The 20,865-nt window shown below is 64.9% G+C and carries 18 protein-coding genes; 9 read left to right on the top strand and 9 right to left on the bottom strand.

Annotation, left to right across the window (positions count from 1 at the left end):
* Nucleotides 1-65: 65 nt before the first annotated feature.
* A complete protein-coding gene (locus HV766_RS02555) occupies nt 66-911 on the top strand; it encodes a DMT family transporter (RefSeq protein WP_175180488.1) in 846 nt (281 codons plus the stop codon).
* Nucleotides 912-926: 15 nt separating this feature from the next.
* Here the strand turns inward: HV766_RS02555 and HV766_RS02550 are convergent, their stop codons facing one another.
* Nucleotides 927-1,601, bottom strand: coding sequence for a flavin reductase family protein (locus HV766_RS02550; protein ID WP_125470276.1), 675 nt, complete (start codon nt 1,599-1,601; stop codon nt 927-929).
* 104 nt (nt 1,602-1,705) lie between these two features.
* On the opposite strand from HV766_RS02550, the gene HV766_RS02545 reads away from it, so the two are divergent.
* Nucleotides 1,706-2,341 carry a TetR/AcrR family transcriptional regulator gene (locus tag HV766_RS02545; protein WP_175180487.1) on the top strand — a complete coding sequence of 212 codons (636 nt, stop codon included), beginning with the start codon at nt 1,706-1,708 and terminating at the stop codon, nt 2,339-2,341.
* Nucleotides 2,342-2,347: 6 nt separating this feature from the next.
* Here the strand turns inward: HV766_RS02545 and HV766_RS02540 are convergent, their stop codons facing one another.
* The 3 genes from HV766_RS02540 to HV766_RS02530 all read right to left on the bottom strand — a co-directional run bounded on the left by HV766_RS02540 (nt 2,348) and on the right by HV766_RS02530 (nt 5,493).
* Complete coding sequence (locus HV766_RS02540; RefSeq protein WP_175180486.1) at nt 2,348-3,523, bottom strand: serine hydrolase domain-containing protein; 1,176 nt, start codon at nt 3,521-3,523, stop codon at nt 2,348-2,350.
* Nucleotides 3,524-3,608: 85 nt separating this feature from the next.
* Nucleotides 3,609-4,184, bottom strand: a complete 576-nt coding sequence (locus tag HV766_RS02535; protein WP_119451708.1) for a cupin domain-containing protein — start codon at nt 4,182-4,184, stop codon at nt 3,609-3,611.
* A gap of 178 nt (nt 4,185-4,362) precedes the next feature.
* Nucleotides 4,363-5,493 (bottom strand): FUSC family protein, encoded by a 1,131-nt coding sequence (locus HV766_RS02530; RefSeq protein ID WP_054458887.1) that lies wholly within the window; start codon nt 5,491-5,493, stop codon nt 4,363-4,365.
* Nucleotides 5,494-5,682: 189 nt separating this feature from the next.
* Here HV766_RS02530 and HV766_RS02525 point away from each other — a divergent pair, with 189 nt between their 5' ends.
* Nucleotides 5,683-6,150: a MarR family winged helix-turn-helix transcriptional regulator gene (locus HV766_RS02525; RefSeq protein WP_054458885.1), complete on the top strand. Its 468-nt coding sequence runs from the start codon at nt 5,683-5,685 to the stop codon at nt 6,148-6,150.
* A 28-nt stretch (nt 6,151-6,178) separates the two neighbouring features.
* Here HV766_RS02525 and HV766_RS02520 read toward each other — a convergent pair whose 3' ends face one another.
* From HV766_RS02520 to HV766_RS02505, 4 genes are all read right to left on the bottom strand, one after another.
* On the bottom strand, nt 6,179-7,495 hold the full coding sequence (locus tag HV766_RS02520; RefSeq protein WP_119451707.1) for an MFS transporter: 1,317 nt from the start codon (nt 7,493-7,495) through the stop codon (nt 6,179-6,181).
* Between the two features lie 60 nt (nt 7,496-7,555).
* Entirely contained in the window at nt 7,556-10,513 is a 2,958-nt protein-coding gene (locus HV766_RS02515; RefSeq protein ID WP_175180485.1) for a c-type cytochrome, read from the bottom strand.
* On the bottom strand, nt 10,510-11,031 hold the full coding sequence (locus HV766_RS02510; RefSeq protein ID WP_175180484.1) for a (2Fe-2S)-binding protein: 522 nt from the start codon (nt 11,029-11,031) through the stop codon (nt 10,510-10,512). The genes HV766_RS02515 and HV766_RS02510 overlap by 4 nt, the downstream gene beginning before the upstream one ends.
* Before the next feature lie 92 nt (nt 11,032-11,123).
* On the bottom strand, nt 11,124-12,281 hold the full coding sequence (locus HV766_RS02505) for an FAD-dependent monooxygenase (protein WP_054458878.1): 1,158 nt from the start codon (nt 12,279-12,281) through the stop codon (nt 11,124-11,126).
* A gap of 322 nt (nt 12,282-12,603) precedes the next feature.
* On the opposite strand from HV766_RS02505, the gene HV766_RS02500 reads away from it, so the two are divergent.
* The 5 genes from HV766_RS02500 to HV766_RS02480 all read left to right on the top strand — a co-directional run bounded on the left by HV766_RS02500 (nt 12,604) and on the right by HV766_RS02480 (nt 18,738).
* Nucleotides 12,604-13,440, top strand: a complete 837-nt coding sequence (locus tag HV766_RS02500) for an alpha/beta fold hydrolase (RefSeq protein WP_175180483.1) — start codon at nt 12,604-12,606, stop codon at nt 13,438-13,440.
* A 51-nt stretch (nt 13,441-13,491) separates the two neighbouring features.
* Nucleotides 13,492-14,565, top strand: a complete 1,074-nt coding sequence (locus HV766_RS02495) for a 2,5-dihydroxypyridine 5,6-dioxygenase NicX family protein (RefSeq protein WP_054458875.1) — start codon at nt 13,492-13,494, stop codon at nt 14,563-14,565.
* Entirely contained in the window at nt 14,562-15,218 is a 657-nt protein-coding gene (locus HV766_RS02490) for an isochorismatase family protein (RefSeq protein WP_175180482.1), read from the top strand. The genes HV766_RS02495 and HV766_RS02490 overlap by 4 nt, the downstream gene beginning before the upstream one ends.
* A gap of 70 nt (nt 15,219-15,288) precedes the next feature.
* Nucleotides 15,289-17,598, top strand: a complete 2,310-nt coding sequence (locus tag HV766_RS02485; RefSeq protein ID WP_175180481.1) for a xanthine dehydrogenase family protein molybdopterin-binding subunit — start codon at nt 15,289-15,291, stop codon at nt 17,596-17,598.
* A gap of 123 nt (nt 17,599-17,721) precedes the next feature.
* Nucleotides 17,722-18,738: an amino acid ABC transporter substrate-binding protein gene (locus HV766_RS02480; protein WP_175180480.1), complete on the top strand. Its 1,017-nt coding sequence runs from the start codon at nt 17,722-17,724 to the stop codon at nt 18,736-18,738.
* A 32-nt stretch (nt 18,739-18,770) separates the two neighbouring features.
* Here HV766_RS02480 and HV766_RS02475 read toward each other — a convergent pair whose 3' ends face one another.
* Nucleotides 18,771-19,691, bottom strand: a complete 921-nt coding sequence (locus HV766_RS02475; RefSeq protein WP_175180479.1) for a LysR family transcriptional regulator — start codon at nt 19,689-19,691, stop codon at nt 18,771-18,773.
* 193 nt (nt 19,692-19,884) lie between these two features.
* Here HV766_RS02475 and HV766_RS02470 point away from each other — a divergent pair, with 193 nt between their 5' ends.
* Nucleotides 19,885-20,859 carry a tripartite tricarboxylate transporter substrate binding protein gene (locus tag HV766_RS02470; protein WP_054458863.1) on the top strand — a complete coding sequence of 325 codons (975 nt, stop codon included), beginning with the start codon at nt 19,885-19,887 and terminating at the stop codon, nt 20,857-20,859.
* Nucleotides 20,860-20,865: the final 6 nt, after the last annotated feature.

Here is a 20,865-nt window from a genome sequence, read left to right as displayed (position 1 = left end):
CATCGATCCACCCCGCTTTTTCCGGACACGATCGCCGAAGCGCTGCCCAAGGGAAACACCGCGCCATGACACCCCGCCTGTACGCGCTCACCCTGCTCTCCATGCTTGCCTTCGCCGGCAACTCGCTGCTGTGCCGCCTTGCGCTCAAGCAGACCGCGATCGATCCGGCCACCTTCGTCGCCATCCGCATCGCTTCCGGCGCATTGGTGCTGTGGCTGGTATTGCGCATGCGCAAGCCGGCCAAACAGCTGGAAGGCAATTGGCATGGTGCGTTGGCGCTGCTGGCCTATGCCGTGGCCTTCGCCTATGCCTACACCCAGATCCCGGCAGGAACCGGCGCCTTGCTGCTGTTCGCGTCGATCCAGATCAGCATGATCCTGTATGGATTCTTCATCGGCGAGAGGCTGAGCATCACGCAGGGGCTGGGCATAGGCCTGGCGGTGGCCGGTCTGGTGATCCTGATGTTGCCCAGCGTCAGCGCCCCGCCGTTGTTCCACGCCTTGCTGATGATCGCGGCCGGCGTCGCGTGGGGCGCCTATTCGCTGCTGGGCCGCAGCGCCAGGGACGCGGCGTCGGCGACGGCGGGCAACTTCATCCGCGCCACGCCTGTCGCATTGTTGCTATTCCTGCTGCACGGGCTGAGCTCACGCGTGGGCTACGACGCTGCGGGCGTGGCATATGCCGTGGCTTCCGGCGCGGTGACCTCGGGCCTGGGCTATGTCGTCTGGTATGCCGCGCTCAAAGGCCTGAAAGTGACTCACGCCGCCACCGTACAGCTCAGCGTGCCAGTGTTGACGGCATTTGGCGGGACCCTGTTCCTGGATGAGCCCGTGACCGGAATCCTGGTGACGGCGTCGGTGCTGATCCTGCTCGGCATCGCGTTGGTGGTGCTGGTCAAGCGGCCGGCCTGACGGCGCGATGCCTCGCTAATCGCCTGCCTGCCGTTCCAGGTAGGCGCTGGCGTCTCCGTCGCGCTTCATCGCATCCCATTGTTCCACGCTGGGCGTGCCGACCTGAAAGGCCGACCCGATACGGCCATACCAACCAGGGTTCTGCATCCGCGCGATCAAATCCATGGGATTCGGATCGAAATGCATGCGCTCGGCATTGAGCACGGCGGCATCCATCACATGGACGGCCAGCACGTCTGCAAGCACCAGGCTGCGCACCCCATCGATGTCGAACAGCTCGCGCACCCGGCATTCGAAAGACGCGGGGCTGTCCTCGATACGAGGCGGCTGCACCAGCCGCGACGCAGCCAGACACAACTGGGCCTCGGCGGATTCGTCCACTTTTGGTTCGAATTCGATGGAGGTGGCCACCATGCGATGCACCAACGCCCCGGAAACAAGGTTCACCACAAACTCGCGGGTCGTGGCGATGTTGTGCGCCGTGTCCTTCGGACGGCCATCCTTCTTTCCGATGCAGACGCAAAGCAGCGGCGGGTTCCCGGAGATCACGTTAAAGAAGGAAAAGGGCGCGGCGTTGACGTTTCCTTCGGGGTCGGTGGATGTGATCCATGCGATCGGCCGCGGAAGCACGGTCGAATGCATGATTTTGCTGCGTTGATCGCCGCTGAGTTCGGCCATGGGAAAGTACATGTTTTCTCCTGATCGTTTAATCCCGATCCCGTCGCCCTTGCTCGCGCGATGCCGTTCCCCTGGGGAAATCCACTACAATTTGAAGCCTCAAAGAGGAGCTTCAATTGACCAAGGAAACGCGGCGCCGGGACAGGATATTCCTAGCCGCAGAGTCGCTATTTGCCCTCCACGGATACAACGGCGTGTCCATACGAGACATCTCGAAGTCGGCTGACGTGAATTCGGCGCTAGTCCAGTACTACTTCGGTACCAAAGAATCTCTTTACAGAAGCATTTTTGAGCAACGCTACCGCTCGGTGACCGACGAGCGGCTGTCCGGAATCGAACTGATCTCCCCCGATAAAGACAAGCGGGCCTGGACTCATGCACTGGTGCAAGTCTGGGTGGCGCCTTCGCTGCTGCTGACGAAAAAACGCGGCGGCGCGCGCTTCATCCGCCTGCTTGCCCGCGAATACTATGACCCCGAGAGCGAACAGCGCGGCATCATCAAGGAGTACTTCGATCCTTCGGCCCGCGTGTTCATCGGCAAGCTGCGCCAGGTGTTTCCACAGGCATCGAATTCGGACATCGCTTACGCCTATCAATCGATGATTACCTTGCTGCTGACGCTGGGCGTGAACGCACGGCAAGCCATCAGATTGTCCGAAGGCGATGCGGCCAAGAACCTGGAGCAACGCGTCGCCTATATCGTGGACTTCGTTGCGGCGGGCGTGTTCGAGTCGCTGTCCCGGTCCAGCTGACGGCACTCAACCAGGCAGGTTGTCCAAAATTCCACAGATCAGTTCCTCCGCGCCCGCCAGGGTCTTCAGCGCCAGGGGATTGGCGAATGGCAGAATCTGCATCATCACCTGCACGGCCACGCCTCGTTTCTGATCAATCCAGAAGAACGTATTGGCGGCGCCCGCCCACCCCACGCTGCCCGCCGAGCGCCCGGCGGCGCCGACCTGCAAATTGACCAATCCGCCCAGCGCCCATCCGCTTTCCGCGCCGGCATGCAGGTCGACGTCGGCCGCAACGCGAGGCATCGCAGTACGCAGGATGCCGATGTGCGTCCCGCTTACCTGAGGCTGCAGCAACAGGGCTACCGTTTCAGTGCGCAGTATCCGCCGCCCTGCCAGCTCGCCGCCTCGCAGCAGCGCCGTCAGCAGCTTGGAGAAATCATCTTCGGTTCCGTACAGCCCGGATCCGCCCATGAACGTCTCGGGCGTGGGGAATGATCGCTCTATTGGAGCCATCGCGCCCGTGTCATACCTGGACATGAGATCGACCATTCGTTCACGCATGGAGGCGTTTACGAGGAAACTCGTGTCGCGCATCTCCAGCGGTTGAAAGATCGCTTCCTGAAAGTAATCCTCCAGCGTTTTCCCGGAAACGCGCTCGACGATTTGGCCAGCCCAATCCAGGCCTATCCCATACATCCAGCTGGTTCCTGGATCGAACACCAGCGGCAAGGCCAACGATTCGATCTTGCCGCTGCCCGGCATGGGTATGCCGCGCTGACTTATGTAGCGCGCAATATCGTTTTGCCAGATGGGATATGCCAGACCGGACTGGTGCGTCATCAACTGGCGTAGCGTGATCGGGCTTGCCGCGGGCCGAAGCGCCGGCTCCTGCCCGCTAAACCCTTCGAGCACGCTCGGCGACGCCAGCTCAGGCAACCATGTGGCAACCGGCGCGTCCCATTGCAACAAGTCCCGCTCCCAAAGCTGGAGAACGGCGATGGCAGTCACCAGCTTGCTCATCGATGCCAGCCAGTAAACCGCTGGCGCCTCGGACGACCGGGTTGGGGAACCGTCGGCTCCTTGTTGCCGGGATCCTCGGTAAATGAGCCCGTCGGGTCCGACCACCGCCACCGCGAGTTGCGGCACTCCCCAGGAGACGGCATCTTCAATGTAACTATCCAGCTCAGGCCAGCGCGCCATGGTTTCCTCAGTATTGTTTGCCGGTGTTTCAAAGGCTGTCTCGATGCACGCGTTCGGGCGGCATTGAAACGGCGAGAACCCCTGCTCAGTTGATCAGCAGGTTGCCGCGGTCATCGACCGAGAGCCCGGTGTCCCGCGCCTCGACGATCACGGACGGATGCCAATCCACGCGCCCGGCATCGGGGCCGCCGACGATCGCCATCAACAGCGAATTCTGGTCGTCGTTGGCGCTGCGGAATCCGCGGAAGACGCCGGGCGGCACGGCCACGAGGTCGCCCTGGTTCAAGAGGATGGATCGCTCCTCATCTCCCTCCAACCACACCACGCGCCACGCACCGCTTATCGCCACGAATATTTCTTCCGTGGGATGGCGATGCAGGGCTGCTCCATCGCCGCGACGCACGCCGCGCACGTAGGCGATTGCGAAGCCATGCGCGCCACCGGCGAGTTTCGGCGCCAGGGCGGACTCCTTGACGTTCTCGGTCACACCCATTCCGATCACGTTGATGATTTCCCGCTGATACCGCGGAATGCGCTGATCGAGAAAACAGAGATCGGACCCTTCCTCGTTTTCCGCGCGGAATACGCAATCGCGTTCCATCGCCTCCACCGGTACGACGGGAACGGTTTCACCCAGGAACCTGCTGTCCATGTATGCCATGTTGTCTCCTCTTTTTTACACGACTGTGTAAAACGAACTATAGGGACTGGCCCAACGGGTGTCAACAGCAATGCGGCCCGGGAAAACGCGCAGGCGGGACCCCTCGCCCGGCTCGCGTAGCGCGGGGGCGGATCCGTGGATCAGGCGGAGATGAAACGGGGCGTAGCGGCTGGCGCCGTCAGTTCACGCGCTTGGGCAGCACCGCCCGCATCCAGCGCGACAGGCGCGGCCGGATGCGCTGGTTGTGCAGCAGCACGGCGCCCACGGCGCCGATGAACGCGCCGACCACCGTATCCAGGAAGCGGGCCTCGATGACGGCCGCGGGATAGCCCTGTCCCAGGTGCGGCGCCTCGGCCAGGAAGATCGTCAAGGGCGTGATCAGCACCACGGCGCTGGCGTAATGGCGCACCACCAGCGTTTCTATGCCGAACGACAGCGCCATCATCACCAGGCTCAGGGTCCATACGTTCAGCGGCAGGCTCAACAAGGCCCATGCCACGCACAAGCCCACGGCGGTGCCCAGGATGCGATGCAGCTGACGGTTCCAGGCCGCCATCAGGGTCGCGCCCTGAATGATCGCCAAACAGCTGACGGGCACCCAGTAAGGCCGGGGCAGTTGCAACAACTCGGCCACCAACAGCGACACGCCCACGAACAGGCCAATGATTACGGAGTCGTAGACCACGAAGTCGAACGTGGGCCTGGGCAACGCGGTTTCGGGCGGCGGCGGCGCGACCCGCGTCATGTGCAGGGAATACACAAACGCCACCAGGCACGCGACCAGGCTGCCCAAGGCCACCATGCCGACACGTGTGGGGATTTCTTCCACGCTCCCCGGCGTGTAGGCCGCGATCGCAGTCGCCATGATGTAGAACAGGCTGCCCGGCGGCCCCAGCCGGTAGCAGCGGCAGACCATGTTCACCACCATGGCGATGAAGGTCAACGCCACCAGCATGACGGCAGGCCAGAACTGCGTCAGCGCGCCCACCGCATAGCAGGCCACCATGCCGAAGGACGCCGCCAACAGCATCATCATGCGGTGCTGTAGCGAGGAATTGGGCAGGCTTAGGAACACCATGCCGCCCAGGCTCGACATCAGGCCGTAGTCCATGCGGCCGAAATAGGCACCCACCAGCAAGGGCAGCCCAGAGGACAGGGCCGCGGCCAAGGGCATTTCCCAGGGCCGGTCGCTGGCGTTGACCCGGATCAGTTCGCGCCACACGCCCAAAAGGCGCGCTTTTGCAAAGGCGAATGAACGCCAGGAATCGGGACGGCCGCCGCCGCCCTGCGGCTCATCGCTATTGTTCATGTACAGGCCCGATCGGAAATTCCATGCTTGCCATTGTCGCCGCCGGGCTGCAATGTGGATAGAGGCGGCAAGGACGCCCAACCGGCGGCATCACAGTAAAATCCGTGCTCAGTCCGTACGTTCAGCACGTCCAATGCGTGTGCCGTTGACAAAAATCATGATGCTCATTGCATTGCTTCGGATAGGCTTATGCGCAATATAAAAGGCAAGTCCTCGTCCAATACGGATGGCTATTTGTTTTCTGATCAAGTCGGTCACCTGCTGCGGCGCGTGTACCAGCGGCATACCGCCCTATTCCAGCAGTACATTCCCGATTCCCAACTCACCGCGGCGCAGTTCGTCGTGCTGTGTTCGGTGCGGGACAAGGGCGCGAGCTCGCTGGCCGATCTGGTCAAGGCCACGGTCATCGACCAGGCCACTGTGCGCGGCGTGGTCGACAGGCTCAAGCAGCGTGAACTGGTCCAGGTGGACCATGACCCCGTCGACCGCCGCAAAGTCGTCATCAACCTGACGCCCATCGGCCAGGAACTGGTGCAGCAGATGGAGCCGTTCGCCAAGCAGATCACGGAAAGCACGTACGGCAACCTGAATCCTGCCGAACGCCTGGCGCTGAACTATCTATTGACGAAAATGCTGAACGGCGACGAACAGGGTTGACTGTTCGCCGCCGTTCGTCAGGTGAAGGTCAGTCCAGCGCGCGGTTACGCGATTCCACGTCGACCGACCAGATCGCGATGGCGCCTGCGACCAGCATGCTGGACAGCACGGCCAAGGACAGCGTGAAGTGACTGGCCATGATGGGCGCGATGATGGCCGGCGCGAAAAGTCCGCCGAAACGCGCCACGGCTCCCGCCATGCCCATGCCGCTGGCACGCAGGTCGGTCGGATACACCTCCGGCGTGAACGCGTACAAGGCGCCCCACGTTCCCAGCAGCGAGAAACTCATCAGCAGGGTAGATCCGATCACCACGAACGGCGACGTGCCCAGGCTGTACAGCATGCATCCCACCGCGCTCAGCAACAGGAATCCGACCAGCGTGGGCTTGCGTCCCCAGCGCTCCACGCCGTAGGCGGACAGCGCGAAGCCGGGCAGTTGCACCAGCGCCAGCACCACCAGGAACTCCTGCCCGCGCATGAATGCGAAGCCTTCAGTGCTGAGCTTCACCGGCAGATAGACAAAAACGCCGTAGTACGCGATGGAGATCAGCGCCCATGCAAGGAACAGCCCGATACTGCGGCGCCGATAGTTGCCCGAGAACAGCGCGAACATGGACTTATGCACCGGCGTCTCGGGCTGCAAGTGGGGCATGTCCACATCGCGGCGGTTGACCCGCGCCACCCTTTCCAGCACCTTGCGCGCCCGGTCCGACTTGCCGTTGCGGTTCAAGTACATGGGAGATTCGGGGATATAGAAGCGCAAGGCCACCCCGACCAGCGCCGGCAGGCCGGTCACGAAGAAGATCACGCGCCATGCGTCGTCGCCCCACGACGTCGCCGCCAGCGCCAGCAGCGCGAGAAGAATGGTGCCCACGGCCCAGAACGATTCCAGCAGCACCAGCCAGCGGCCGCGGCGGTCGCTGGGCAGGAACTCGGCCATCATCGTGTAGTCCACCGGTAGCGTGCCGCCCACGCCGATGCCGGTCAGGAAGCGCAGGAACAGCAGCCAGGTGAATTCAGGCGCAAAGGCCGACGCCACGCCGGCGCAAGCGTCGATGATCACCGCAATCATCAGGACAGGGCGGCGGCCAATGCGGTCGGCCATGCGTCCGAACACGAACGCGCCAATCAGCATGCCGATGAAGAAGAACGTGCCGCTTTGCAGTGCCTGCGGCACCGTAATGCCAAAGGTCTTGGCGATCGACGGCGCGCTGAAGCCGATCGACAGCACCTGCATGGCATCGGCCATCCAGACCAGGCCAAAAATCACGAATAGCCGATACTGGAACTTGCCGACGCCGGCCACCAAAATGGCCTTGTCCACTGAAACCAATGAAGCTGACATAGATGAAACCCCTTGTTGTGATCAACACAAACTGCCGCACGCGTTGTGGCCGCGCTTCCTTTAGTTCAGCTCCGCGTGCTCGCGCAGCTTGCTAATCATGTTCGTCGTGTCTGGCCAGGCGTCTTTCCCTGGCGCGTGGCGTTCCCGCAAATAACCGACCAGGTCCGCGATCTGTCTGTCGTCAAGGCTGTCCTTGAATCCCGGCATGTAGCCCAGCTCGTCATTGGCCGGATTCTGGATGCCGTTGAGAATCACCTGGATCAGGTTGTCGGGCGTAGCGGCGTGCAGATTGGTGTTCGCGTTCAATTGGGGTTTCACGCCAAACAGCGTCGGGCCGCTGCCTGCCTCGTGGCAGACCGCGCATGCGTTCTGGTAGACGCGTTCGCCGTTTGCCCGCCGGCCCTGTAGGGATTGGATCGTGGCTGCGATCGGCGCGGGAGCCGGCGAGGCCTCAGCAGCTTTGGCCCCGGCAGAGCCCGCCGCTTGCGGCAGATCCAGCAAATACGTGGTGATGGCCCTTACGTCGCTGTCCGGCAGCTCGGCCAACCCCTGGATCACCGGCGCCATCGGACCCGCCGCCACACCGTGGCGGGGCGAGTACCCCGTGCGCAGATACTGGAACAGTTCCTCTCCCGTCCAGGCCCGCGAGCCCGCGGCCAATTGGTTCAGCGCGGGCGCGGTCCAGCCCTCGGCCTCGCCGCCAGCCAGGTAATGCACGCCCGTCTTTTCCGCCCCCAGGCGGTTGCGCGGCGAGTGGCATGCCGCGCAGTGTCCGGCCCCCTGCACCAGATAGGCTCCCCGCAGCCACTCCGCGCTGCGCGACGCATCGGGCGTGAACGGCGTGGCGTCGTGAAACAACGCATTCCAGCCTGCCAGCAAGGGACGGAAACTGAAGGGGAAGGCCAGCTGCGTCTTTGGCGGCTCGGCGCGCACGGCGGGCTGCGACATCAGATAGCCGTACAGCGCCTGCATGTCGGCGTCGCTCAGCTTGGCGTAGGCCGTGTACGGAAAGGCCGGGTACAGCTGGCGCCCGTCCTGATGCACGCCTTGGCGCATGGCGCGCTCGAACGCCGTGTATGACCACCGGCCGATGCCTGTCTCGTTGTCGGGCGTGATGTTGGTGGTGTAGATCGTGCCGAATGGCGTGTCCAGCGCCAGGCCGCCGGCATTGGCCTTGCCGCCCGGCGCGGTGTGGCAGGCAATGCAATCGCCCGCCGCCGCCACCAGGCGACCGCGCTCGATCGCGCGTGACGAATACAGCGACACGTCGGGACCGGCCGTCAACGGCAGCGCCGGTTTGACAGGCCAGAGCGCGGCGGCCATGCCGGCGACGCCCGCCATGCCTGCCGCCAGCCAGACCCAGCCGCGCCTCAGCGGATTGCGCATGCGCTCGCGGCGACGGCTGGCGAGCGCCAGCCGCAACTGCTCGGAATCGAAAGGCGCCTGCCGCAGGCGCACGCCCGTTGCGTCCTGGATGGCGTTGGCAATGGCGGCTGCGGCGGGCAGCGTAACCACGCCATCCATGCCCAATTGTCCCTGGACCAACACGCCGTCCTCGGTTGCATCACGGCGCGACAGGCCATCGTGTCCTTCGTATAGGCTCAATGCGCCGTGCTGTTCGTCTTCGGCATCCGGCGCTGGACTGCGCCAGTCATCGAAGACTGGCGGCCCCGCCAGCAGGCGACGGGCATTGGCCAGCAGCCGGGGCGTCTGATGCTCGATCGCCGCACGTATCGGCGCGCCTTGGGCCTGCCGCAAGTGCTGGCTGTCATGCCCGGCGACCACCCGCGTCACATCGACCTGACCGGTAAGAGGCTGTACGGTGACCTCGGCCACCCAGGCGCTCCATACCGTCCGCGCGGCGCCCGTCTCGTCCTCGCACTGCACCTGCGCCGTGGCGAAGCCTGTGCCGCGCAACGCGCCGATGCGCGGCGCGTCGTTGTCGTCCCTGGACAGCTCCGCCCGCTCCACCACCTGGCGCGCGAGTTCCAGCCCCGGTCCTTCGGGCAAATGCCGCAGGCGCCACGCGAGCGGTTCCTCGCCGCGGGCCAAAGCCTGCTCATGCCACAGGCTTTCCTGGGCAAACACTTGCGCCGCATTCAATTCGTCCACGCTGGCGCGCAGGGGAAGCGCCGCCCGAGTACCGGCCTGCACGGCGAAATCGCTGCGCACCGTCGCTTGGGCGGACGCGCGCGCGTGCCCGGGCTGGCTCAACAAGCGCGCCAGGCTCGGGCGCATGGCCCAGGATGCGTCCGCCCAAAGGATCGCGGGCTGATCGCGAGTGCTCTCGACGCCAGGCGTCGTTGCATGCGGGTTCGAGGCAGGTTCCGGCGCTACCGCTGGTTGAGGGGCTTGCAACACCAGTTCGTCCGCAGCCTCTGCGCGGCAGGCCACGCAGACAGGCCGGCCCACGGCCTGCGACAGCAAGGCAGCGTCCGCAGCCGCATCCATCAGATCCAGCGGATGCGGCATGTTCTGGTGGACTGCGGTCGCACCATTGGCGTCAACAATGTTCAGCCGTATCGCCGCCTCGGGCAGCTGTAGCAAGGCCGCGAGCTCACGCCGCAGAATATGCTGCACGCCAGGCGCACACGCCGGCAGCCATACGCCTGCATACCCATCGACGCTCCAAGCCGTGACGCGAACGCCGGCTTGCGGCTCGGCCGACGGCAGGCGCAAGCCGTAACGGATCTGCTCCGAGCCGGACGTGGACATGCGTGGTATCTCGCCCGCATCAGCCGATTGCCACACGGGGGCCAACTCTGCCGCGGCTTGCCGGGCATACAGCAGGGTCACCGCAACCACGCCGATGAACTGCGCACGCTGCGTCGTCGCCACCACGCCAGCCAGGGCTCCGGCCTCTGCCAGTCTCGCGCTCAGCAGCCGGCTCCCGCGGTAGCGCAGGCCGTCCCACGCCAGTTCAGGCGGCCGCAGCGCAATGCCATGCAATACGTCGGCGGGCAAAACCGTCGGCAGGCCGCCATTTGCCGGCGGGGCCCCGAAAACGTGCGCGCTCATGGGGCGGGATCGTCCGCGACGCCAGCCGTGCGCAATTGCACGGCGCGCACGGCCGCCTGCATGATCTCTACATGGGTGCCGCAGCGGCACAGGTTGTGGTGCAACTCGCTGCGCAATGCTGCTTCAGTGGGGCAGGGATTGCGCCGCAGCAGCGCCTCCACCGTCATGATCATCCCGTTCAGGCAGTAACCGCATTGCGCCGCCTGACACTCGATGAAGGCTTGCTGGGTTGGCCCGGGCCGTTGCCGCGTACCCAGGCCCTCCAGCGTGGTGATCGCACGTCCAAGCGCGGCCTTGACCGGAATCACGCAGGACCGCGCCGCCACGCCATCTATCAACACCGTGCAGGCCCCGCACTCGCCCAGGCCACAGCCGTACTTCGGGCCATTGAGTTCGAGATCATTGCGCAGCACGTGCAGCAGCGCCGTGCCGGGCGCAGCCGGCACATCGTGCGCGCATCCATTCACCACCAGGCGGATCGGCTGCGGGGCGCTGCTTGGATAGACGGTGGATCCCATGGGCGTGGCACGTGGCTGAGTTTGAAAGGTAGGAAGGTTGCCGCTACGCAGGCCGGGGATCAAGTCCATTTTTCCCCACGCAGCGCAAACCCTTACGCCACGGCTCGCGCCTTGGGTTCGACCAACGGTTCGTTGAACACGTCATAGCCGAAGCACCACGAAGGGTCTTCATTGGTGCGCAGCCAGGTGTTGTCGTGCGAAATGCGCTGCACCTTGCTGGCGCGTTCCGCGCGGTTCGCCTCATACAGTGCAAACGCCAGTTCATGCTTATCTACGCCTACTTCCCGGAAGCAGCGCGCCAGCATTGCGCCGTCCTCGATCGCCATGGCTGCGCCCTGCGCCATGTGCGGCTTCATCGGATGGCAGGCGTCGCCCAACAGCACCATGCGCCCGCGGCTCCACAGCGGCAGCGGATCGCGTTCCAGCAACGACCATTTGGTCACTTCGACGGTGGCGTCGATCAGCGCCTGCACCGTGGGATGCCAGCCGTTGAAAGCCTCGCGCATTTCATCCTTGCTGCTGGGCAGCCAGCGGTCGTTCAAGTCCCAGTGTTCTACCGGCACGCCGGTCACGTAATAGAGCTCGTCGGCCTTTCCTGTCACGAAATAGACCATCATGTGGCGGTCGTCGCTCCACCACTTGACGCAGGAATCGAAGGGCAGCATGCCGTTCTTGACCGGCGGCGTGGGGAACACCGCGCGGTGCGCCAGATAGCCCGCGTACTTAGGCAGTTCCGGCCCCAGCAACTCTTCGCGGATGCGGGAGTTCACGCCGTCGGCGCCAATCACGATATCGGCCTCTTCGGACGTACCGTCGGCAAAGTGCATCACCACCACATCGCCCCGGTCCTCGACCTTGGTCAGCGATTTGCCATAGGCGACGGCGCTTTTCGGCAAGGCATCGATCAGCAGCGCGTGGAAGTCGCCCCGATGCACGGTGAGATAGGACGCGCCGTAGTTCTTGACGGCGTAGTCGCCCAGCGGGATCTGCGCCAGGATATCGCCCGTCTCCCAATGGCGGCTATACCAGTAGTCCGGGTGGGAGCCTTGGGCATTCAGCGCATCTTCGACGCCGATCCGCCGCAGGATCTTCATGACGTTCGGCCCCACATGGATGCCAGCCCCTAGCCGCGAAAACCCCGACGCCTGCTCGTAGACACGGACGTTCAGTCCTTCCTTGAGCAGCAGCGCAGCGGTTGCGGCGCCGCCAAGACCGGCGCCAACAATGGCGATACGAGGGGATTTGGACACGGGGGCTACTCCTTGCTGAATGATGAATGACTGGACAAGTGATTGCGCGAACGCGTTGCCGGCCGGCTTACGAAGATGCTGCCGCCAGGCGCTGGAGTTGAAAATTTATGAAGTACACACTTCATTTTTTGATATCAAGAATTTCAACTCGCTCGCAATTCCGAAAATCGAAATCAAAAATATCGTATGTTTTTCACCTTATTAGGTGAAAACCACTACTAAAACCAGGTTGGCTACCGGCCTCACTCTTTGCAAGAATAGAGCGTATACGCTTTATTTTGAATTTATCGGAAACCCTAGGTCCGATTCTCGAGGCACCCCCATGACGACGAACTCCAGCACCTATCTCTACGGCGGCCAGGTCCATGCGAACGGCATCCGCCAGCACTACCTGCGCTATGGCGGCCCTGAGGGCGAACGCGCCGAACGCCTCGCGGTCATCATCATTCCCGGCATCACCAGCCCCGCCGTCACCTGGGGCTTCGTGGCCGAACGCCTGGGCCGCCAATTCGACACCTATGTGCTGGACGTGCGCGGACGCGGGCTGTCGGCGTCCAGGCCTGACCTGGACTATGGCCTGGACGCGCAAGCGGCCGACGTGACGGCGTTCGCGCAGGCGCTGGGACTGGAGCGCTATGCGCTGGTCGGTCATTCCATGGGCGGCCGCATCGCCGTGCGCGCGGCGGGCAAGAAGCCGCAGGGGCTGGCGCGCCTGGTCATCGTCGACCCGCCCGTCTCGGGCCCGGGCCGCCGCGCCTACCCCGCCAACCTGGCGTGGTACGTGGACTCCATCCGGCAAGCGACGCGCGGCATGACCGCCGAAGACATGCGGGCGTTCTGCCCGACCTGGACCGAACCGCAACGCCAGTTGCGCGCCCAGTGGCTGCACACCTGCCATGAACCCGCCATCGTCCAGAGCTTCGAGGATTTCGGCCGCGACGACATACACGCCGACCTGCCTGGCATCGCCTTGCCCCTGCTGCTGATGACCGCCGAACGGGGCGGCGTCGTGAGCGATGAGGACGTCGCCGAATGGCAAGGCCTGGCGCCGCAGACGCAGCACGTCCGGGTGTCGGGCGCCGGCCACATGATTCCGTGGGACAACGAAGCCGGCTTCTACGCCGCCTTCGGCGATTTCCTTGGCCACGCCGTGGACTGATACCGCGCACGGGACCTGCACGCCTCCATTCAGCCGCTTCAAGGAACCCTCATGTCCGTCAGCGATACCGATCTGATCCATGCCTGGAAACAGGTGCTCACCCTCTCCCGGCTGGAAGCCGGCCAGATTGTCACCGTGCTTACCGGCGCCGACACGCATCCGCAGACCCTGCGTTGCGCCATCGCCGCAGCCACCGACATGGGCGCGCGCGTCACCCGGCTGGACCTGCCGCCCGTCAACGCCGACAAGTCCATCAGCCGCGACGCCCTGGCGTATCTGGGCGCTACGCCACTTACCGGCAATGCCGCGGCCATCGCGGCACTGACCGCCAGCGACCTGGTGCTGGACCTGATGACACTGCTGTTCTCCCCCGAACAACACGAGATCCTGCAGACCGGCACCAAGATCCTGCTGGCGATCGAGCCGCCCGAAGTGCTGTGCCGGCTGGTGCCGAACGAGGCGGACCGCGCCCGCGTGCAGGCCGCCGCCCGCCTGATCGAAGCATCGCGCCAGATGCACATCACGTCGGCGGCCGGCACCGATCTGCGCTGCCAGTTGGGCGACTTCCCCGCCATTTCCGAATATGGTTTCGTGGACCAGCCCGGCCGTTGGGATCATTGGCCCAGCGGCTTCGTGCTGACCTGGCCCAACGAGGGCCATAGCCAAGGCCGCGTAGTACTGGATCGCGGAGACATCCTGCTGCCTATGAAGGATTACGTGACCGATCCGATCGAGCTCGTGGTCGAAAATGGCTACGTCACCCGCATCAATGGCGGGCTGCAGGCCGACATTCTCAAGGAATACATGGCCGCGTATGAAGATCCCGAGGCCTATGCCGTATCCCACATAGGCTGGGGCCTGCAGCCGCGCGCCCAGTGGTCCATGCTGGCGCACTACAACAAGGAAGCCCATATCGGCATGGACGCCCGCGCCTTCGAAGGCAATTTCCTGTGGTCCATGGGCCCCAACAACGAAGCTGGCGGCAGCCGTACTACCGCCTGCCACATCGACATCCCGATGCGCCGCTGCAGCGTCGCCCTGGACGGCCAGCCAGTCGTAATTAACGGAGTCGTGCAGGATGCACCGGGACTGGCCCGCGCTGCGCGCCGAGGAGAGCTCAAATGAACGCGCCCCAGCAACCCGCCCGCATCGATGACACAGCCGGCGACATCTCCGCTTATGCGCGGCAGGGTTTCGGCACTCCGCTGCCGCTCAAAGCCCCCTATGGGCTGCTGATCATCGACTTCGTCAACGGCTTCGCCGACCCGGCCGTTCTGGGCGGCGGAAACATCCCCGAAGCCATCTCGCAGACGCGCCATCTGTTGGCCCACGCCCGCGCGCAAGGCTGGCCGGTAGCGCACAGCCGCATCGTGTTCTCGGACGACGATGCCGACAGCAATATCTTCTGCCTGAAGGTACCGGCCATGCTGGCGCTGAAAGAACACAGCCACAACAGCGCCATCGTGCCGGAACTGGCCCCTGCCGCCGGCGAGTATGTGGTGCGCAAGAGCACCCCGTCCGCCTTCTTCGGCACCATGCTGGCGCCATGGCTGGCGCAGCGCAGCGTTCAGACCCTGCTGGTTGCGGGCTGCGTCACCAGCGGCTGCGTGCGGGCCAGCGTGGTGGACGCCATGCAGGCGGGGTTCCGGCCGCTGGTCGTGTCCGATTGCTGCGGCGACCGCGCGCTGGGGCCGCACGAGGCCAACCTGTTCGACATGGCGCAGAAGTACGCCGCCGTCATGCCCATGGACCAGGCGATAACCGACACGCGGCCATGAACGGCGGCCCAGCCCTTGGCGTCCGGTAATGCCGGCATAATCATCCACCGGCCCGGACTCTGTCAGCCCCATGAACCTGCCTCAACCTGAAGAAATGCCTGGCGCGCTGCTCGCCCATACCGACGCCTTGCTGGTCGTGCGCGAACCCACGGCCCCGCCGCGCCCCGCGCCCGGCCAGCCCGGTGTCGCGTCGGACTATGTCCAGGCTACGCCGGAGATCTTCATTGCGTTGCTGGGCGACAGCGGCCAGCCATTCCAGGACACCGCGTCCGCCGGCTGGCGCGTGCTCGCCTTCAACGGCCACGTGGACCTGGGCACCGGCATCCGCACTTCGCTGGCCCAGATCGTCGCGGAAGAACTCGAGGTTCCCTTGTCGCGCCTGGAGATGGTGCTGGGGCACACCAATGCCGCTCCGAACCAGGGGCCCACCATCGCCAGCGCCAGCATCCAGATATCGGCGGTACCGCTGCGACGCGCCGCGGCCCAGGCCCGCGAACATCTGCTGATGCTCGCGGCTCGGCAATGGGACATCCCGCGCGATGCCTTGCGGGTGCGCGAGGGCGTCATCCGGCCCGCCGACGCCAACGACCCGCGGCAGCTGCACTATGGACAGCTGCTGCGCGGCCAGCACATACGGCTGCTCCTGGCGCCCCCTGACCAGGAGGTCCGCCTCAAGCCCGCCCACGAATACAAGATCGTGGGACAGGGCGTCGCCCGCGTCGACATTCCCGCCAAGGCCACCGGCGAACTCAGCTTCGTGCACGACGTGCGCGTGCCCGGCATGCGCCATGGCCGCGTGATCCGCCCTCCCCATCCGGGGCGCGACGCCGGCAGCTTCATCGGCCGTTGCCTGGCCGATCTGGACCGCGACTCCGTCGCCCACCTGCCGGGCAACGTGCAGGTGGTGGCGCAGGGTGATTTCATCGGCGTGGTCGCGGATCGCGAGGAACAGGCGATCGCCGCCATGCGTGCGCTGAAAGTACGCTGGAAGCCTGTTCCGCCCGCGCCGCGCCTGGATGATCTCGAGCAAGCCATCCGCGCCAATCCATCGACCGCCCGGCCGCTGATCGAGGAAGGCGACATCGATACGGCCTGCGCCCGCGCCGCCACGCATCTGCGCCGCAGCTACGTCTGGCCCTATCAAATGCATGCCTCCATCGGCCCGTCTTGCGCTGTCGCCGACTTCAGCGGCGGCCGCCTGACGGTCTGGACCGGCACGCAGAATCCCCACATGCTGCGCGCCGACTTGAACCGCTTGCTCAAGCTGGGCGAGGATCGGATAGACCTGATCCGCCTGGAGGCCGCGGGCTGCTATGGCCGCAACTGCGCGGACGACGTCTGCGCCGACGCAGCGCTGCTGTCGATCGCCGTCGGCGCCCCGGTCCGCGTACAGCTCGCGCGCGAACAGGAACATCAGTGGGAACCCAAGGGCACAGGCCAATTGATGGACGTGAGCGCCGCGATCGATGCCGACGGCGAACTGCTGGCCTATGACTTCGGCGTCCGCTACCCCTCCAACGACGCGCCATTGCTGGCCCTGCTGCTGACTGGCGCCATTCCCGCCGAACCTCGCACGCTCGAAATGGGCGACCGCACGGCCGCGCCGCCCTATCGCTATCCCAACCGGCGCATCGTCTGCCACGACATGGCGCCGCTGGTACGCGCATCGTGGTTGCGCGGGGTGTCGGCCCTGCCCAACTCCTTTGCCCATGAGTGCATGATCGACGAACTGGCGCACGCGGCCGGCGCTGATCCTGTCGAGTACCGACTGCGCCATCTGGAGGATCCGCGCGCCATCGCGTTGCTGCAAGCCACGGCCGCCCGCGCGCAGTGGCGCCCGATGACGCCAGGCAGCCGGGGCCGCCCCGGCGCCGATGGCCGCTTGCATGGCCGGGGCGTCGCCTATGCGCGCTACGTGCATAGCAAGTTCCCCGGTTTCGGCGCCGCCTGGGCCGCATGGGTCATCGACCTGAGCGTGGATCCGGCAAGCGGGCGCATCGAGGTCGAGCGCATCGTCGTCGGCCAGGATACCGGCATGGTCGTCAATCCCGACGGCGTCCGCCACCAGATCCATGGCAACGTCAATCAGACGCTAAGCCGCAGCCTGTTGGAGAAGGTCGTTTTCGACGACGCCGGCGTGGCCTGCCGGGAATGGGGCGGATACCCCATCATCGGCTTCAAGAACCTGCCTGCCATCGACGTGCTGTTGATGCCGCGCCAGGACGAGCCGCCCATGGGCGCCGGCGAATCCGCGTCGGTTCCCGGCCCCGCGGCGATTGCCAATGCGCTATTCGACGCGACGGGGCTGCGCTTCTACGAAGCGCCTTTCACTCCTGAAGCCGTGCATGCCGCGCTATTCCCGGCGGCTCGCGACGCGTAAATTCCGCCTCATGGATTTAACGGGAATTCCCTGATACTCCCGCTCCGGCCCGCTGGCTACCATTCGCCGCACCTCAGCCTTCGGCTGATCGCTACAAATGCGCCGGATGGCGCGGAGACACCCATGAAAGCACTCAAACTGGCCGCGGCAGGCACCGCCTTACTCATTTCGTCCTTGACCGCCCACGCCGGCGCGACTTTCGAGGCGGTCAAGAACAAGGGCTTCGTCCAATGCGGCGTGTCCACCGGCGTCGCCGGCTTCTCGGTGAACAACAGCAAGGGCGGCTGGATCGGCCTGGACGTGGACCTGTGCCGCGCACTGGCCATCACCATGTTCGGCGACGCCTCCAAGGCCAAGATCATGGCGGTCAGCGCGCTGCAACGCTTCACCGCCCTGCAGTCCGGCGAAGTCGACGTGCTGCCCCGCAACACCACGCTCTCGCTGACCCGCGACACCACGCTGGGCCTGATCGGCGTGGGCGTGAACTACTACGACAGCCAGGGCATCATGGTGAACAAGTCCCTGAACGTGAAAAGCGCCAAGGAGCTGGACGGCGCCACGGTCTGCGTGCAGCCCGGCACCACCACCGAACTGAACCTGGCCGACTGGTTCCGCTCGCAGAACATCGTCTTCAAGCCCGTGGTCGTCGAGCGCCTGGACGAGATCATCCGCGCTTTCGCAGTGGGCCGTTGCGACGCCTTCACCGGCGACAAGTCGCAGCTGGCCGCGGCGCGCAGCAACCTGGAGAACCCGGAAAAGTACGACATCCTGCCGGAGAACTTCTCCAAGGAACCGCTGGGCCCCATGGTCCGCCAAGGCGACGAACAATGGTTCAACGTCGTGCGCTGGACCATGTTCGCCATGCTGGAAGCCGAGGAATACGGCATCACGTCCAAGAACGTCGACGAAATGCTCAAGAGCACCAACCCCAACGTGCAGCGCCTCCTGGGCGTGACGCCGGGCATGGGCAAGAACCTGGGCGTGGACGACAAGTGGGCCTACAACATCATCAAGAACATCGGCAACTACGGCGAAAGCTTTGAGAAGAACCTCGGCCCCAGCAGCCCGCTGAAGCTGCCGCGCGGCCTGAACGCTTCGTACCGCGATGGCGGGCTGATGTACGGCTGGCCGGTGCGTTAAAGTCACAGCAGGACCACGCCAGGCATCGCCCGCTACGGCTTCGCGCCGTGGAACAGCGGCGATGCCTGGATTCTTTCCAGCATGCCTCTAGCCGCGCTGGTCAACGGCCGATTCGCCCGCACGATCAGCCGCGTCTGCGCCGCCTCGAAGATGGGATTGGTGGTGCGCAGCGCCACCAACTCACCCCGAGCCACCTCCTTCACCACCGAGTTCGCCGACGTGAAGGTCAGCCCCAGGCGGCTTTCCACATAGCGCTTGAGCGTCACCACCGAGTTGGCGATGAAGCTGGGCGACAGCACGATGTTCTCCGATAGTTCCGCCATCTCGATCAGCTGGCGCAAGCCGAAGCCCGGCCCCATCAGCGCAATCGGATAGCGCGCCACGTCCTTCAGCGTCGGCCGCTTGCGCTGCCGCGCCAGCGGATGATCCGGCCACGCGATCACGCACAGCGGATGGTTGCGCGTGTGAACCACGCGTATGCCGGGGTCCGCCGGCGCGCCGAACACCACGCCAATATGGGCGTCGTCGTGCACCACGGCGCGCACCGCGTCGGAAGCGCCGGCCACTTTCAGCGAAACCCGCACGCCAGGATGCCGCCGGCAGAATTCATCCACCACGCCGCTCATCAGGATATCGACGAAGCCCTCGCTGGTGACGATCTGGATATCGCCGCGTTGCAAACCATTGACCTCGTCCAGCCGGGCCCGCAAGGCCTGCTCGCTGGCCTGCCGGTCGCGGCAGTGGTCCATCACAATCGAGGCCATGTCGGTGGGCACGATGCCCCGGCCCTTGCGCTCCAGCAGCGCCACGCCCAGCTCCGTCTCCAGCAACTGGATCTGACGGCTGACGATGGAAGGCTCCACCCCCAGGCGCTCGGCGGCGCCGCGCACCGATCCGGTCGTCACCGCCTCGAAGAAGTATTGCAGGCGCCGCGCGCTCAGCCCCCCGTCCATGCTTGTCCCCTTTTTCTACGATTTCTCTAAATCGTTGCCTTTTTGGCAACAAACTCCCTCGCAGCTTACATTGATTTACAGGCCTGCGATTGCGAATAATGCGCGTACTTTCAAATCCGCTCGGTTGCGAGCCGCAAGCTGGAAGCCAGCGGCGGCGGCAATGCGAGGTAACGCCCATTTCGAGCCTTTAAGCATGAAACTCTTCGCTTCGATCCTCGCTGCCGCAACCCTGAGCGTATTCAGTCAACAGGCCGCTTTCGCCTCGCCGGAAGCTGCCTACCCGAGCAAGCCCGTCAAGGTCGTGGTCGGCTACGCGCCGGGCGGCTCGTCCGACGCCGTGGCGCGGCTGATCGCCGGCCGCCTGTCGGACAAGCTGGGCCAGACCTTCGTGGTCGAGAACCGTCCCGGCGCCGCCAGCAACATCGCCGCCGCGACCGTGGCGCGCTCGCCCAACGACGGCTACACCATCCTGCTGGGCTCGAACGCCAGCACCATCAACGTGTCGCTGTACAAGGAACTGTCCTTCGACTTCCAGAAGGACTTCGCGCCGGTGGCGCTGCTGACGCGCTTTCCCAACATCATGGTGGTGAACAACACCGTGCCGGCCAAGACGGTGCAGGAGTTCATCACCTACGCCAAGGCCAACCCCAAGAACATTTTCTTCGCCTCGTCCGGCGCAGGCTCGTCGACCCGCCTGTCGGCTGAACTGTTCAAGATGATGACGGGCGTGGAAATGGAACACGTGCAGTACAAGGGCAGCGCGCCCGCCCTCACCGACCTGATGGCCGGCCGCATCCAGGTGATGTTCGACACCGCGCCTTCGGTCATGCAGCTCATCCAGGGCGGCAAGCTGCGCGCACTGGGCGTCACCAGCGCTACCGTCCAGCCCTTTGCGCCCGAGATCCCCACCATCGACGCCACCGTCAAGGGTTACGAGATGACGTCCTGGTACGCGCTGTTCACGCCTGCCGGCACGCCCGCCGGCATCGTGGAAAAGCTGAACAAGGAAGTCAACGCGATCCTGGCAGAGAAGGAAATCCAGGAGAAGCTCGCCGGCATGGTCGCCACGCCCGGCGGCGGCACGACGGAAGAACTGCGCCAGCACGTCGCTTCCGAAATCGCCAAGTACGCCGACGTCGTCAAGGCCTCTGGCGCCACCGCGGACTAAGCACTC

Origin of the sequence: Achromobacter aegrifaciens (assembly GCF_902859735.1) — a bacterium.
GTDB classification, from domain to species: Bacteria; Pseudomonadota; Gammaproteobacteria; order Burkholderiales; family Burkholderiaceae_B; genus Achromobacter; species Achromobacter aegrifaciens.
Note: the sequence above shows the minus strand (reverse complement) of the source record. Positions and strands in the feature narration are given on the sequence as shown.